At 29.5% G+C, this 13978-nt stretch carries 15 protein-coding genes; 13 read left to right on the plus strand and 2 right to left on the minus strand.

The features are described 5' to 3' along the window. Window positions 1-8: 8 nt before the first annotated feature. The 11 genes from dtd (at window position 9) to IC219_RS10890 (ending at window position 10194) form a co-directional block, all read left to right on the plus strand. Window positions 9-458 carry a D-aminoacyl-tRNA deacylase gene (dtd, locus tag IC219_RS10840; protein ID WP_227830821.1) on the plus strand — a complete coding sequence of 150 codons (450 nt, stop codon included), beginning with the start codon at window positions 9-11 and terminating at the stop codon, window positions 456-458. A gap of 14 nt (window positions 459-472) precedes the next feature. Beyond that, entirely contained in the window at window positions 473-1087 is a 615-nt protein-coding gene (locus IC219_RS10845; RefSeq protein ID WP_227434491.1) for an MBL fold metallo-hydrolase, read from the plus strand. 92 nt (window positions 1088-1179) lie between these two features. Next, window positions 1180-2739 carry a coproporphyrinogen III oxidase gene (locus IC219_RS10850; RefSeq protein ID WP_227830820.1) on the plus strand — a complete coding sequence of 520 codons (1560 nt, stop codon included), beginning with the start codon at window positions 1180-1182 and terminating at the stop codon, window positions 2737-2739. Then, window positions 2729-3991 (plus strand): histidine--tRNA ligase, encoded by a 1263-nt coding sequence (gene hisS, locus IC219_RS10855; protein ID WP_227434493.1) that lies wholly within the window; start codon window positions 2729-2731, stop codon window positions 3989-3991. Before IC219_RS10850 ends, hisS begins: the two co-directional genes overlap by 11 nt. A gap of 73 nt (window positions 3992-4064) precedes the next feature. Then, entirely contained in the window at window positions 4065-5852 is a 1788-nt protein-coding gene (gene aspS, locus IC219_RS10860) for an aspartate--tRNA ligase (protein ID WP_227830819.1), read from the plus strand. 333 nt (window positions 5853-6185) lie between these two features. Then, window positions 6186-6938, plus strand: coding sequence for a GntR family transcriptional regulator (locus IC219_RS10865; protein WP_227434495.1), 753 nt, complete (start codon window positions 6186-6188; stop codon window positions 6936-6938). 24 nt (window positions 6939-6962) lie between these two features. Continuing rightward, the gene (locus IC219_RS10870; RefSeq protein WP_227434496.1) at window positions 6963-7376 is read left to right on the plus strand and encodes a PTS sugar transporter subunit IIA; all 414 of its coding nucleotides are present in this window, start codon (window positions 6963-6965) and stop codon (window positions 7374-7376) included. Between the two features lie 3 nt (window positions 7377-7379). After that, entirely contained in the window at window positions 7380-8123 is a 744-nt protein-coding gene (locus IC219_RS10875) for a BtpA/SgcQ family protein (RefSeq protein ID WP_227434497.1), read from the plus strand. Next, window positions 8123-8593, plus strand: coding sequence for a PTS sugar transporter subunit IIB (locus IC219_RS10880; protein WP_227434498.1), 471 nt, complete (start codon window positions 8123-8125; stop codon window positions 8591-8593). Before IC219_RS10875 ends, IC219_RS10880 begins: the two co-directional genes overlap by 1 nt. 16 nt (window positions 8594-8609) lie before the next feature. Then, the gene (locus IC219_RS10885) at window positions 8610-9368 is read left to right on the plus strand and encodes a PTS mannose/fructose/sorbose/N-acetylgalactosamine transporter subunit IIC (protein WP_227434499.1); all 759 of its coding nucleotides are present in this window, start codon (window positions 8610-8612) and stop codon (window positions 9366-9368) included. Next, window positions 9352-10194 carry a PTS system mannose/fructose/sorbose family transporter subunit IID gene (locus IC219_RS10890; protein WP_227434500.1) on the plus strand — a complete coding sequence of 281 codons (843 nt, stop codon included), beginning with the start codon at window positions 9352-9354 and terminating at the stop codon, window positions 10192-10194. The genes IC219_RS10885 and IC219_RS10890 overlap by 17 nt, the downstream gene beginning before the upstream one ends. A 6-nt stretch (window positions 10195-10200) precedes the next feature. Here the strand turns inward: IC219_RS10890 and IC219_RS10895 are convergent, their stop codons facing one another. Continuing rightward, window positions 10201-10398: a hypothetical protein gene (locus tag IC219_RS10895; RefSeq protein WP_227434501.1), complete on the minus strand. Its 198-nt coding sequence runs from the start codon at window positions 10396-10398 to the stop codon at window positions 10201-10203. Between the two features lie 505 nt (window positions 10399-10903). Here IC219_RS10895 and IC219_RS10900 point away from each other — a divergent pair. Both IC219_RS10900 and IC219_RS10905 read left to right on the plus strand, forming a co-directional pair. Next, entirely contained in the window at window positions 10904-12136 is a 1233-nt protein-coding gene (locus IC219_RS10900) for a cytosine permease (RefSeq protein ID WP_227434502.1), read from the plus strand. A 13-nt stretch (window positions 12137-12149) separates the two neighbouring features. Further along, window positions 12150-12956 carry a nitrilase-related carbon-nitrogen hydrolase gene (locus tag IC219_RS10905; RefSeq protein WP_227830818.1) on the plus strand — a complete coding sequence of 269 codons (807 nt, stop codon included), beginning with the start codon at window positions 12150-12152 and terminating at the stop codon, window positions 12954-12956. A 121-nt stretch (window positions 12957-13077) separates the two neighbouring features. On the opposite strand, the gene IC219_RS10910 is transcribed toward IC219_RS10905, so the two are convergent. Beyond that, complete coding sequence (locus IC219_RS10910; protein ID WP_227482138.1) at window positions 13078-13947, minus strand: LysR family transcriptional regulator; 870 nt, start codon at window positions 13945-13947, stop codon at window positions 13078-13080. Between the last annotated feature and the right edge of the window lie 31 nt (window positions 13948-13978).

Consider the following 13978-nt stretch of genomic DNA (forward strand, 5'->3'; position numbering starts at 1 on the left):
AGGAAAATATGAGAGCAGTAGTACAAAGAGTATCTTCATCTAAAGTTACAGTAGATGAAAACATTATAGGTCAAGTAAATAAGGGGTTGCTAGTACTGTTGGGAGTGACTCATGATGATAAAGCAAGTGATGTAGACTACATGATTGATAAAATATTAAACCTAAGAATTTTTGAAGATGAAAATGATAAGATGAATTTATCTCTAATGGACATAGGTGGAGAACTTTTAGTAGTATCTCAATTTACTTTATATGGAGACTGTAGAAAAGGAAGAAGACCTGGATTTAGTAACGCAGCTAGACCAGAACTTGCAAATGATTTGTATGAAGAATTTGTAAAAAAAGCCAAAGATAAAGGTGTAACAGTAGGTACAGGTCAATTTGCAGCTCATATGATGGTAGAATTAACTAATGATGGACCAGTAACAATACTATTAGACTCAAGTAAATCTTTTTAAGGGGGAAAACTTTAATGGTTATAAAAAAATTTGTAGATAGTTATTTTGGAGTAAACACTTATGTGTTAGGTGATGAAAAAACTAAAAAATGTGCAGTTATAGACCCAGGAGGAAGTTTAGTAGATACATTAAGCTTTGTCAAAGAAAATGGATTGAATGTTGAATATATAATTCTTACTCATGGACATGGTGACCATATAGGGTATGTTAAAGATATTAAAGATAAGACTGGTGCTAAGGTAGTTGCACATACTGATGAAAAAGAATTATTAAATGATAAAAATAAAAACTTAAGTTACACAATGAGATGTGGCGCACAAGAATTTGATGCAGATATATATGTAAATGATAAAGATAAAATGGAACTTGGTGAATTAAAAATGACTTTCTTGCATACACCAGGTCATACACAAGGATGTATGTGTATAAGAGTTGAAGATGACATGTTCACAGGAGATACTTTGTTTGCTGGAAGTATTGGTAGAACTGATTTATATAGTGGAGATTTCCACCAAATGGAGAAATCACTTAAAAAATTATGTAAATATGAAGATGCTGTTAGAGTATATCCTGGTCATGGGCCAACTAGTACTTTAGGTGTTGAAAAGAAGACAAATCCTTACATGTAATTTTATATTAATATTTAAAAATAGTATCAAATATTTAATAAATGTATCAGTGATGGGGTTCTTCTAGTGTTTAAATAGAAGGAGTTAAGTTGATGTTGGATGTTTTTTTAAAAGGACATGATTATAAGTATGAAGTAGCAGAACTTATAAAATTGTTTACTAGTGAATTTAAATTTAATGACTTTGCTGATTGTAGCAATAGTATAGAGTCAAGATATTTAATAAATAGATTGATTTGTGAAAATGATACTTTACTTTCAATTACTGAATATTATGAAGGTGGTAACTTAAAGTATGAATCAATACAAAATATCAAAGATATAAATACGGAGTTTTTAAATGGATTTTGTAATAATAATACGATTGAAGAGTTTTTAGATAGACTAGACAGTGAAAGTAAGAGAAAGATTAGAAAATTATGCAAAGAAAGTATTAAAAAAAGTATGTTTATAGTACTTAAACAAATATTTAATTCTTATGTTCCATGGGGCATTTTGACTGGTATAAGACCAGTCAAAATTGTCCACAATCTGATGGATGAAAGACTAGATGATGATAGTATAAGAACTATTCTAAAAGAGAACTATTTTATAATGGATGAGAAAATAGATTTAGCTCTTGAAATAGCTAAAAGAGAACGCTTATTTATGTATCCGATAGACAAAAATAAAATTTCTCTTTATGTAAGTATTCCATTCTGCCCAACTAGATGTGTATACTGTTCATTTCCTTCAAACTCGTTAAAGCAATTTGGCCATTTAAAAAGAGAATATGTCTATAAATTGATTGAAGAAATTAAAGGGTTTGCCAAAGTTATTGAGGATACTAATAAAGAAATTGAAACTCTATATATCGGTGGTGGAACTCCTACTACATTGGATGAGGAAGAATTGGATTTACTTATAAATGCTCTCTTTAGAGAATTGGACTTAAGCAAAATTAAAGAATTTACGGTAGAAGCAGGTAGACCAGATACTATTACCAAAGAAAAATTAAGTGTATTAAAAAAACACAATGTAAGTAGAATTAGTATAAATCCTCAAACTATGAATGATGATACTTTAGTTAAAATTGGAAGAGAACATAAAGTTTCTGATTTAGTAGAATGTTTTAATATGGCTCGAAATATGGGATTTGACAATATAAATATGGATATAATTTTAGGTCTTATAGATGAAGACTTAGACATGGTAAGAAATACATTAGAGGAAATAAAAAAGCTTTCTCCTGAAAGTCTTACAGTTCATACATTAGCTATAAAAAGAGCTTCTAACCTAAATATAAATATGGATAAGTACAAAGAACATTTAACTCAGTATGAAGAAATGATAAAAATGATAGATTTATCAATGAAATATGCCAAGGATATGGGACTTAATCCATATTATATGTACAGACAAAAACATATGCTAGGTAACTTAGAAAATATAGGTTATGCTAAAGAAGGATATGAGTGTATTTACAATATACAAATTATGGAGGAAAAACAAAGCAACTATGCCTTGGGTGCAGGTGCTATATCAAAATTTGTCTATGTAGATGAAGATAGAATTGAAAGAGTAGAAAATGTAAAGAATGTTGAACAATACATTGATAGAGTAGATGAAATGATAAAAAGGAAGAAAGAAGAGGTATATAAAAATGTTGACTAAAGCTCCTAGAGGAACTAAAGACATAACTCCAAAAGAGGCTTATAAATGGCGTTATGTAGAAAATAAATTTAGAGAAATATGTGCTTTATATGGGTATGAGGAAATGGTAACTCCTATATTTGAACATACAGAACTTTTTAAGAGAAGTGTTGGAGATACTACAGATATAGTTCAAAAAGAAATGTATTCTTTTAAAGATAAAGGGGATAGAGAAATTACTCTAAAGCCAGAAGGTACAGCTGGTGTAGTAAGAGCATTTATAGAGAATAAATTATATGCAGATACTCAACCAACAAAATTATTTTATGTTACACCTTGTTTTAGATACGAAAGACCACAAGCTGGTAGACAGAGACAATTTCATCAATTTGGTATAGAAGCACTTGGAAGTGATACTCCTTCAATGGATGCTGAAATAATAGCACTAGCTGTTCAATTTTTTAATGAAGTTGGATTAAATGATTTGGTAGTGAGTATAAATTCAGTGGGTTGTCCAGTTTGTAGAAAAGAGTACAATGCTTTATTAAAAGAATATCTTGATTCAAAAGCAGATATATTATGTGAAACTTGTAATGAGAGAAGAGAAAAAAATCCAATGAGGGTTATAGACTGTAAAAACCCTACATGTAAAGAAAATATCAAAGATATACCATTTATTGCAGACCATTTGTGTGATGATTGTAAAGTTCACTTTGATAAACTTCAAGAATACTTAAAGGAAATGAATATAAACTTTGTAATTGATAAAACAATAGTTAGAGGGTTAGATTACTATAGAAAAACTGCTTTTGAAATTATATCTAATGATATAGGTGCTCAAAGTACTGTATGTGGTGGAGGCAGATATGATGGTCTTGTTGAACAACTAGGTGGTCCAAAAGGTATAAGTGGAATTGGATTTGGACTAGGGATTGAAAGACTTTTACTTACACTTGAAGGTAATGGAATTGAAATAGAAAACCCTCAATCTACAGACATATTTATAGTAACTATAGGTGAAGAAGCAAATACAAGAAGCTTTAAATTGTTGAAAGATTTAAGACAAAATCATATAAGTGCGGATAAAGACCATATAGAAAGAAGTGTAAAAGCACAATTTAAGTATTCAGATAAAATAAATTCAAAATTTACAATAGTAATTGGTGATGACGAGCTAAAAAATGACACTGCAACATTAAAAAATATGAAAACATCAGAGCAAACTACTGTAAAATTAAGTACATTAGTTGAAGAATTAAAGCAAAAGCTGTAAAATAAGAAAGTATGATGTTTTGTGTATTAGATAAATATATAGCATTAAAATTAAATAAAATGGAGGTAGTATCTTGGAAACTTTAAAGGGTTTAAAGAGAACTCACTACTGTGGAGAGTTGAGAGAAAAAAACATAAATGAAGAAGTTGTACTTATGGGATGGGTACAGAAAAAAAGAAACTTAGGAGGACTTGTATTTGTTGATTTAAGAGATACAAGTGGATTATGCCAAATAGTTTTTGATACAGATGTAGATAAAGAAGCTTTTGAAAAAGCTGAAAAATTAGGTGCTGAGTTTGTAATAGCAGTAAAAGGAAAAGTATGCGAAAGACAGTCTAAAAACCCTAACATGCCAACTGGGGACATAGAGATATTTGCAACTGAACTTATACTTTTAAATAAATCAGAAACTCCACCTATTTATATAAAAGATGATGATGATGTTTCAGAAGCACTAAGACTAAAATATAGATACTTAGACTTGAGAAAATCATCTATGCAAAGAAATTTAAAGTTAAGACATAAAGTAATGAATATTACAAGAAATTACTTATCAAATAATAGATTTTGTGAAATAGAAACACCATTTTTAATTGCTCCAACACCAGAAGGAGCAAGGGATTATCTTGTACCAAGTAGAGTTAATCCAGGTAAATTTTATGCATTACCACAATCACCACAATTATACAAACAATTATTAATGGTAAGTGGTATGGATAGATATTTCCAAATAGTTAAGTGTTTTAGAGATGAAGACCTAAGAGCTGATAGACAACCAGAATTTACACAAATAGACTGTGAAATGTCTTTTGTTGAACAAGAAGATGTTATGAGTATGATTGAAGGATTACTTGAAGTTATATTTAAAGAAGTTTTAAATGTAGAATTGACACTTCCACTTCCTAAAATGACTTATGCAGAAGCTATGGCTAGATATGGTTCAGACAAACCAGACACTAGATTTGGTTATGAACTAACAGATATATCTGATGTCGTTTGTAATTGTGGATTTAAGGTGTTTGCTGATGCTACACAACCAGGAAAAAGCGTTAGAGGTATAAATGTAAAAGGAAAAGCTGACGATTTTACTAGAAAACAAATATCATCATTAGAAGAACATGCTAAAACATATAGAGCAAAAGGGCTTGCTTGGATGAAAGTAGGTCAAGATGGAGTAACTTCTCCAATAGCAAAATTCTTTAGCGAAGATGAAATGAATGCTATACTTACAAGAATGAATGCAGAAGCAGGAGATTTACTTTTATTTGTAGCTGATAAAAACTCAGTAGTATTTGATGCTTTAGGACAAGTTAGACTTGAAGTGGCAAATAGACTTAATATACTAGATAAGAATGTATATAATTTATTATGGGTAACTGAATTCCCTGTTTTTGAAGAAGATGAAGAAACAGGTAAGTTTGCAGCAATGCATCACCCATTTACATCACCTATGGATGAAGATTTAGATAAACTAGAAGATGGAGATAAAGCATCTTTAAGAGCTAAAGCTTATGACATTGTATTAAATGGATATGAAATAGGTGGAGGAAGTGTTAGAATATCAAATTCAGATGTTCAATCAAGAATGTTTAAGGCACTTGGGTTTACAGAAGAAAGAGCTAATGAGAAGTTTGGTTACTTATTAGAAGCATTCAAATATGGAACTCCTCCTCATGCTGGTCTAGCTTTTGGGCTTGATAGACTTGTTATGTTGCTTGCAGGAGCTGAAAATATAAGAGAAGTTATTGCATTCCCTAAAAATCAAAATGCTGTTTGTCCTATGACAAATGCTCCTACAGTAGCAGATGATGAGCAATTGGATGAATTAAGTATAAAAGTTGATATAAAAGATAAAGAATAATATATGAATAAGAAATAATATATAAAAGACTGTCGCACTAAAAATAGGGTGACGTCTTTTTTTTGTACTATTTAATAGTAATAATTGTCAATTAAAAGTAACATTAATTATTATTTACACAATTCTAAAAAAGAATTCTGTTAGATTAATAATCCAAACTATTCCTACCTGATACTACAAACAATAAAATACTATATTAGACAAAAAAATTAAAAAATTACCAAATTAAAAATTATTTAAAAATAAATTGACAACGATTTCGAGTTGTTATAATATGTAATAAAGAACTTGTTATATAATGTTATAAAAATACTACATGAGGGGGTGAGTAAAATGGATGAAAAAAAGCAAAAAAAAGAAATGGACTTAGAGGTAAATTCATTTATTCCTTTGTACCAACAACTATATGACAACATAAAAAAACAAATAGCAGCTGGTATATATAAGCCAGGAGATAAACTTCCATCTGAAGTAGACCTATGTAAGGAGTTTAATATAAGTCGTATAACTGTGAGAAATGCGCTTAATGAACTTGTAAAAGAAGATATATTATGTAAAAAGCGTGGAAAAGGAACTTATGTAACTATTCCAGAGAGAATAGAAGCAACATGTGCAGGAAATAGTTTTACTAATTCTTGTCATCGTATTAATGCAAAACCAAGTACTAAGATAATCTCTATTTTGATAAAAAAAGCTGATAAGCAGGTGGCTGAAGCTTTAAATATTGAACTAGAAGAGAAGATAATATGTATTAAAAGACTTCGATTAATAGATGAAGTACCTGTTATTTTTGAAGTTGATTACTTTAGAATAGATTACATGTTTTTATTAAAAGAAGAGCTGGAAGATAAGTCTTTAATGGAAGTTATATCTAATAATATAAGTACACTACCTAATCGTGTGGAAAATATATTTGAAGTAAAACACTCAAACAAAGAATATTCTGACCACCTTAAATGTGCAAGCAATATGGCATTATTAAAAGTAAGACAATTAGTATATACAGAGAATAATGATGTTTTATATTACAATGAACAATTTATAAGAAGTGATAAGTATAAATATGCAGTATCAGCAGAAATATAATTTACACTTAGGAGAGGAATAAATATGAGAAAAATAATATTAGCGTCTCATGGAGACTTTTCAAAAGGGCTTTTAGATTCAGTAAAAATGATAGTAGGAGATTTAGCAAATTGCGTTAATTCATACAGTTTATATCCTGGACAAAGCGCTTCAGATTTTGCTTTAGAGTTAGAAAAAACAATAGTAGAAGATAAAGAATGTGAATATATAATTTTATCTGATTTATACGGAGCAAGTGTATGTACTGCTATGTTAAGGTTAACTAAGTTACATAATGTTAAGCTATTTTCAGGAATGAATTTAAATATGGTATTAGAGCTTCTTACAAGATTTTCTGATAAATTAACAACTGAAGATGCAGAACAGTTAGCAAAAGAATCTAGAATGGGAATACAAAATGTAACATTACAAATAAATGAAGAAGAAGAGGTATTTTAGTTTATGGACAATAAGGGAATATTATCAGTTTTTAAAAACAAAAAGCCAATTATAGCAATGATACACCTAAAGGGAGATACTTCAGATGATATTTTTGAAAGAGCTAAAAAAGAAATTAGTATCTTAGAAGCAAATGGTGTAGATGGAATAATGTTAGAAAATTACTATGGCAATTACTATGATTTAGAAAGAATACTTGAATATGTATCTAAATCTAATTTGTCAATACCATATGGAGTAAATTGCTTAAATGTTGATACTATGGGATTTGAACTAGCAACAAGATATAATGCAAGCTATGTACAAGTTGACTCTGTAGTAGGTCATGTCAAACCTAGAGATGAGGCTACTTTAGAAGAATTTTTCAAATTACACCGCTCAAAATGTCAAGCTTATTTAATTGGAGGGGTACGTTTTAAGTATCAACCAGTTTTATCAGAAAATACTGTTGAAGAAGATTTAAAGATAGGAATGACAAGATGTGATGCTATAGCAGTTACAGAAAATGCTACAGGGCAAGAAACATCAATGGAAAAAATAGAATTATTCCGCAAAAATGTAGGAGATTTCCCTTTAGTTATTGCAGCTGGAGTTACATTAGAAAATGCAAAAAAGCAGCTTGAGATAGGGGATATGGCAATAATAGGAAGTTACTTCAAAGATAATTACCAAGACTTTGGAGATGTTAGTGCAGAACACGTAAAAACATTTATGGATGAAATAAAAAAAATTAGGGAGGAATTATAATGATTAAATTAGTAAGGGTAGACCACAGACTTATACATGGACAAGTAGCATTTACATGGACAAAGTTTTTAAATACAGATTGTATATTAATAGCAAGTGATGAACTATTAAAGGATGATTTAAGAATGGCAGGGCTTAAAATGGCTAAGCCATCTAATGTCAAACTTGTAATGAAAAGTATAGCAGATTCTATAAAAGCACTTAATTCAGGTGTAACTGACAAATACAATCTTTTGATACTTTGTGAATCTGTAGAAGATGTTTATAGACTATCTAAAGAAGTTAAATCTATTAAATCAATAAACCTTGGTGGAACAAAATCAGATGATAATCGTGAAAATATATCTAAAGCAGTTCATGTATCAAAGGATGATATAAACATGATTAAAGAATTAGATTCAGAAGGTGTAAATGTATTCGTACAATTAGTTCCTGATGATGATGCTACAAATGTAATGAAACTAATATAATTTTAGGGGGATAAAAATGGAATTTACACAAGTTATTCTAATAACTCTAATTGCATTCTTTGCATATATGCATTGTTTTGTAGGTTCTACAATGCATAATAGACCTATAGTTGTTGCACCACTTGTTGGTTTAGCACTAGGAGATTTACGTACAGGTATAGTAATAGGGTCAACATTAGAACTAGTATTTATGGGTGCATTCCCAGTTGGAGCAAGTAATCCTCCTGACTTTGTATCTGGTTCTATTATTGCTACAGCATTTGTAATATTAACTGGTCAAGATGTATCAGCAGCAGTTGTACTTGCAGTTCCTATAGCAACTTTAGTATTACTTATAGACAACTTCTTAATGACAGTAGTACTTACATGGGGAGCTCATCTTGCTGACCGTTATGCAGAAGATGGTAACATTGAAGGCGTAGAACGTATACAATTATTATTTGGTATAGGCAATAAATTAATACTAGCAATAATAGTAGGTACAGGATTCTCATTAGGTGTTCCAGTAATAGAAAAAATACTTTCATTTATACCATCATATGTAATTCATGGTATGGATGTTGCAGCAGGCGTGATACCAGCAATAGGTTTTGCCATGTTAGCTAGAATGATGCTTAATAAGAAAACGATAGCATTCCTATTATTAGGTTTTATAATGGTTGCTTATTTAAAAATAACAGTAACAGGAGTTGCATTATTTGGATTAGCAGTAGCTTTAATATATGTTAACTTTTTAGGAGAAAAGGAGGTAGTAGTAGATGACAACGAATTCTAAGAAATTAGAAACAATTTCGCCAGATAGCAAAATAACAAGAAAAGACTTTTGGAAATGTTTTAGAAGGTCTTTAACATTAGATTCATCTTGGAACTATGAACGTATGCAAAATATAGCATATGCATATACGATGGCACCAATAATCCGTAGATTATATAAAAATGATAAAGAAAAAAAATCTCAAGCTTTAAAAAGACATCTTGAATTTATGTCAGTTACACCTCATATAAGTACTCTTTTAGTTGGTATATCTGGAGCTATGGAAGAAGAAAATGCAAAGAATGAAGAGTTTGATGCAAAGAGTATAAATGCTGTTAAATCAAGTTTAATGGGTCCAGTTTCTGGAATAGGAGATTCATTTTTCTGGGGAACATTAAAGCTTATAGCAGCTGGAGTTGGTATAGCTTTAGCTTCTCAGGGGAATATAATGGGTCCAATTTTATTCCTTCTAATAATAAATATTCCTCACTTTATTATTCGTTATATATGTTTAGATAAAGGATTTAAGTATGGAACTCAATTTTTTAAAGATGTAAGTGGTTCAAATATAGTCTCAAAAGTTATGGAAGCAGCATCAATGCTAGGACTTATGGTAATTGGAGGGATGACCGCCTCTAATGTAATACTAAAACTTAGTGTTAATGTAGGAAGTGGAGAATGGGCAGAGCCTATTCAAACTTACTTAGACCAAATAATGCCATGTATGCTTCCAGCTATGATATTTGGAATTATGTATTGGTTATTAGGAAAAAAAGTCAAGACAACTACGATATTAATTTCAGTTATGATTATTTGTATAATATTAGCTGCAATTGGGGTAGTATAAGTAAAATTATGAATATGATTTTTGATAATCTTTTCTACAATTGAAATATATAAAGGGGGGGCGTACTAAAAAATAGGCGATTCCCCTTTTGAATAAAAAGTAAATACTAAGTTCAAATAAATCACCAATTTTATGCCCATAGTGGCAAGCACCTTTTTCTTTTTTATCCATTAAAGTTATCTTTATCTTTGGTCTTCTAGCCATAATCTTACACATCCTCCTTTGTATTCATATTCAATATAATAAAAATACTGTATTTTAAAATTTTATCATGAATTCGTTTTTAAGTAAATTTTGTTTTAAAAACTATTTTTATAATAATAATCAGAAAATTTAGACTAAATTTGATTAGTAAAGTTGTAATAAATTCACTAAAAATAAGTTAGAATAGGTGAAAATTGAAGTATTTATAAGCCTCATAAAAAATATTTGGGAATAAATTATACACTATAAAATTTTAATAAAATAAGTATAATTCTAATAAAACTGAAATAAATTTAAAATATGTGTGAATAGTCTAAATTTAAATAATAATTTTAGACTATTTATCTATCTATAACTTAAATTATATCAAATTGATAATAAACTATATATTATACTTTTTTGTAGAGTAGAATTATAATTATAGAAAGAAAAAAAACTATCAAGGGTGAAAAAAATGTAGAAAAAAGTAGAAAAGATTCTTTTACAAAGAAAGGGAGGGATAATCTTGCAAGAGAGAGAAGAATTAGTTTTAAATCCAGTTCCAAAAGAGGAAAGAGTTGGATGGTTAGCTCCATTATTTAATATGCTTGGCTCTAATATAGCCATATCAGAATTAATGGTTGGAGGAACCTTAATTTTAGGAATGACTCTTTCCAATATGATTATTACATCAATTATAGGGAACTTAATATTAGTCGCAATTATTATGATACAAGGTTATATTGGTTGTAAAGAAGGGTTAAATACATATGTATTAGCTAAGGGGGCATTTGGAGAGATAGGTGGAAAATATCTAATATCTCTATTGCTTGGAATAACTAGCTTTGGTTGGTTTGGTGTACAAGCAGGAGTTGCGGGATTATCAGTACAAAAAATATTTCCAAGTGTAAACTTAACTCTAGTCACAGTTATACTTGGATTATTAATGGTAGTTTTCGCTTTGTATGGTTTTAAGGCAATGGCTAAGTTTAATTACTTAGTTATACCACCACTTATAATATTAATGGCTTGGGGAGTTTTTAAAGCTTTTTCTACTTATGGAGTTGAAGCTATCTACAATTACACTCCTCAAACAACAATGAGCATGGTTGAAGGATTAAATATGGTTGTTGGTCTTATCATAGTCGGTGCGATTATATCACCTGACCAATTAAGATATACAAGGGGAGTAAAAGATATTTGGATAATTGGTTTTTTAGGATTAGGTATTATTTCATTGTTCCAGCAAGTTGCAGCAGGTGTAATGTCTATGGGTGCTCCTACTTGGGATATAACAGAAGTATTGGCTAATTTAGGATTTGGATGGATAGCATTTGTTATTTTAATACTTGCATCTTGGTCAACCAATGTATCAAATGCCTATTCTGGTGGATTGGCACTAAAAACTATTTTTCCAAATGTAAAGAGAAATGTATTAACTTTAGTTGCAGGTCTAATAGGTACAACAATAGCAGCTACTGGTATAATATTCAAATTCCAATCGTTCTTATCTTTCTTAGGAATAGCAGTTCCAGCTATAGCAGGAATTATGTGGTGTGAATATTATTTTATACAAGGAAGAACTTATAAACACAGAGAAGGAATAAATTGGATTGCAGTAATAAGTTGGTTAATTGGTTTTGCAGCATCATATTATACTTCAAAAATAAGTTTCTTAATACCACCAATAAATGGAATTGTAGTAAGTATGATTCTTTATTATATACTAATGAAATGTTTTGGAAGTAAGGATAAATAAAGGGGGAAATTGTATGAGTCGTAAAGTGAAAATAGGTATAATTCAACAGCATAGTGTACTTGGAGATGTTAAAAAAAATATAGAAAAAGCAGTAGAGATGATAGATGATTTGGGAAATCAAGGTGCAGATATTATTTGTTTGCCAGAATTATTTGCTACAGGATATAACTTAGAATATTTAGGTGGAATTAAAACATTAGACCTAATAAGAGAACATAACAAATACATAGAAAAATCAATGTCAGAAGCAGCTAAAAGAAATAATGTATACCTAATATCTCCATATGGAACTTTAGAAAAGGACTCTACACATGTTTTCAACTCAGCTGTTATATTCGATAGACAAGGTAATATGATGGGAGAATACTGTAAAAATCACCTATGGTCATTAGAAGCAGTATACTTTAAAGCAGGGGAAAAAGTAGATGTATATGATGCTGATTTTGGTAAATTTGGTGTAATGATATGCTATGATGCAGGATTCCCAGAAGTGGCTAGAGAATTGACATTAAAAGGCTCTGAAATAATATTTATACCTTCTGCATGGAGAATACAAGATGAAGATATGTGGGATTTAAACGTATCTCAAAGAGCTTTAGAAAATACTGTGTATACAGTAGGAGTAAATTTAGTAAGTAATGACCCTAATTTGATACTGTTTGGAAAGAGTAAAATATGCAATCCTAGAGGAACTATAATAAGTCAATTAGATACATATAGAGAAAAATATATATTAGCAGAGATTGACCTAGATGAAATAGAAAAATATAGGAACGATATTCCATACTTAAAAGACAGAAAAAATAGTTACAATATATAATTTTACATTATATGTTAAGGTACAATTTTGATAAAAAATAAAATAGGAGGATATGTCAAACGCTAAAGATAAAGTTATTAACTCTGTTTGATATATCCTCTTTAATAATACCAGCTTTGGTTTAAAGGTTTTTGAAATAGTTTATAAGAAAGTCTTTAAATAATAAGACTGCTTTAGATGCATAATTCTCACTAAACCATGAAAGATTTAAATATCTTTTAAATTCAATATCTTTTATATGTAATAGTTTAATTTCAGGGTCTCGAGATAAGCCCCATGATTTTCCACATATAAATCCAACTCCTTGAAGTGATTTTATAAGAGCATAGATTGTATATGGAGAATCGGATTCAAAGGCTATTTTGGGCTTGAAATTAGCTGATTCACATAATATATCTATTATTTCTCTGTAATTCTCACCTTTAGTTATAACTATAAAATTTTCATCTGAAACTTCATTTAGATAAACCTCATCTTTTAAGGATAGAGAGTGGTTTATTGAAACTCCTAATAATATTTCCTCGCAGGTTAATGTTATATTATTTTCTGAGTTTAATTTTGTAAATGAAGAAGATATATACAAATCAAAATCACTTTTCTTATAAGACGATGGTAGAGTATGTGAAACATTAAAGGTAATATTAGGATATAGTTTTCTAAAGTTGCTCAAAAGTGGCGGTAATACATTAGCAGCTGCTGTAGCTAATATTTTTACTTCACCAGAGTTTTCTAAGGAAATATCTTGTAATTCTTTTTTTGACATTTCTACTAAATCTAAAATACTATCCACCCTTTTTAGAAATAATCTACCATATTCATTTAGTACAATATATCTTCCTTTTCTATCAAACAACTGAACCCCAAGTTCTTTTTCTAAAGAAGATATGGTTTTACTTAAAGCTGGTTGTGCTATATTTAGTTTTTGTGATGCTTTTGTTATGTGTTCCATTCTAGCGACAGTTTGAAAATACTTAAGATGCAATAAATCCATAATATAAAATACACCTCTTTTAATATAACTT

Origin of the sequence: Clostridioides sp. ES-W-0018-02, assembly GCF_020658175.1 — a bacterium.
Classification (GTDB): domain Bacteria; phylum Bacillota; class Clostridia; order Peptostreptococcales; family Peptostreptococcaceae; genus Clostridioides.

Coding starts and splice junctions, on each gene's coding strand:
- dtd (WP_227830821.1), top strand. CDS start 9: ATGAGAGCAGTAGTACAAAGAGTATCTTCATCTAAAGTTACAGTAGAT.
- IC219_RS10845 (WP_227434491.1), top strand. CDS start 473: ATGGTTATAAAAAAATTTGTAGATAGTTATTTTGGAGTAAACACTTAT.
- IC219_RS10850 (WP_227830820.1), top strand. CDS start 1,180: ATGTTGGATGTTTTTTTAAAAGGACATGATTATAAGTATGAAGTAGCA.
- hisS (WP_227434493.1), top strand. CDS start 2,729: ATGTTGACTAAAGCTCCTAGAGGAACTAAAGACATAACTCCAAAAGAG.
- IC219_RS10865 (WP_227434495.1), top strand. CDS start 6,186: ATGGATGAAAAAAAGCAAAAAAAAGAAATGGACTTAGAGGTAAATTCA.
- IC219_RS10870 (WP_227434496.1), top strand. CDS start 6,963: ATGAGAAAAATAATATTAGCGTCTCATGGAGACTTTTCAAAAGGGCTT.
- IC219_RS10875 (WP_227434497.1), top strand. CDS start 7,380: ATGGACAATAAGGGAATATTATCAGTTTTTAAAAACAAAAAGCCAATT.
- IC219_RS10880 (WP_227434498.1), top strand. CDS start 8,123: ATGATTAAATTAGTAAGGGTAGACCACAGACTTATACATGGACAAGTA.
- IC219_RS10885 (WP_227434499.1), top strand. CDS start 8,610: ATGGAATTTACACAAGTTATTCTAATAACTCTAATTGCATTCTTTGCA.
- IC219_RS10890 (WP_227434500.1), top strand. CDS start 9,352: ATGACAACGAATTCTAAGAAATTAGAAACAATTTCGCCAGATAGCAAA.
- IC219_RS10895 (WP_227434501.1), bottom strand. CDS start 10,398: ATGGCTAGAAGACCAAAGATAAAGATAACTTTAATGGATAAAAAAGAA.
- IC219_RS10905 (WP_227830818.1), top strand. CDS start 12,150: ATGAGTCGTAAAGTGAAAATAGGTATAATTCAACAGCATAGTGTACTT.
- IC219_RS10910 (WP_227482138.1), bottom strand. CDS start 13,947: ATGGATTTATTGCATCTTAAGTATTTTCAAACTGTCGCTAGAATGGAA.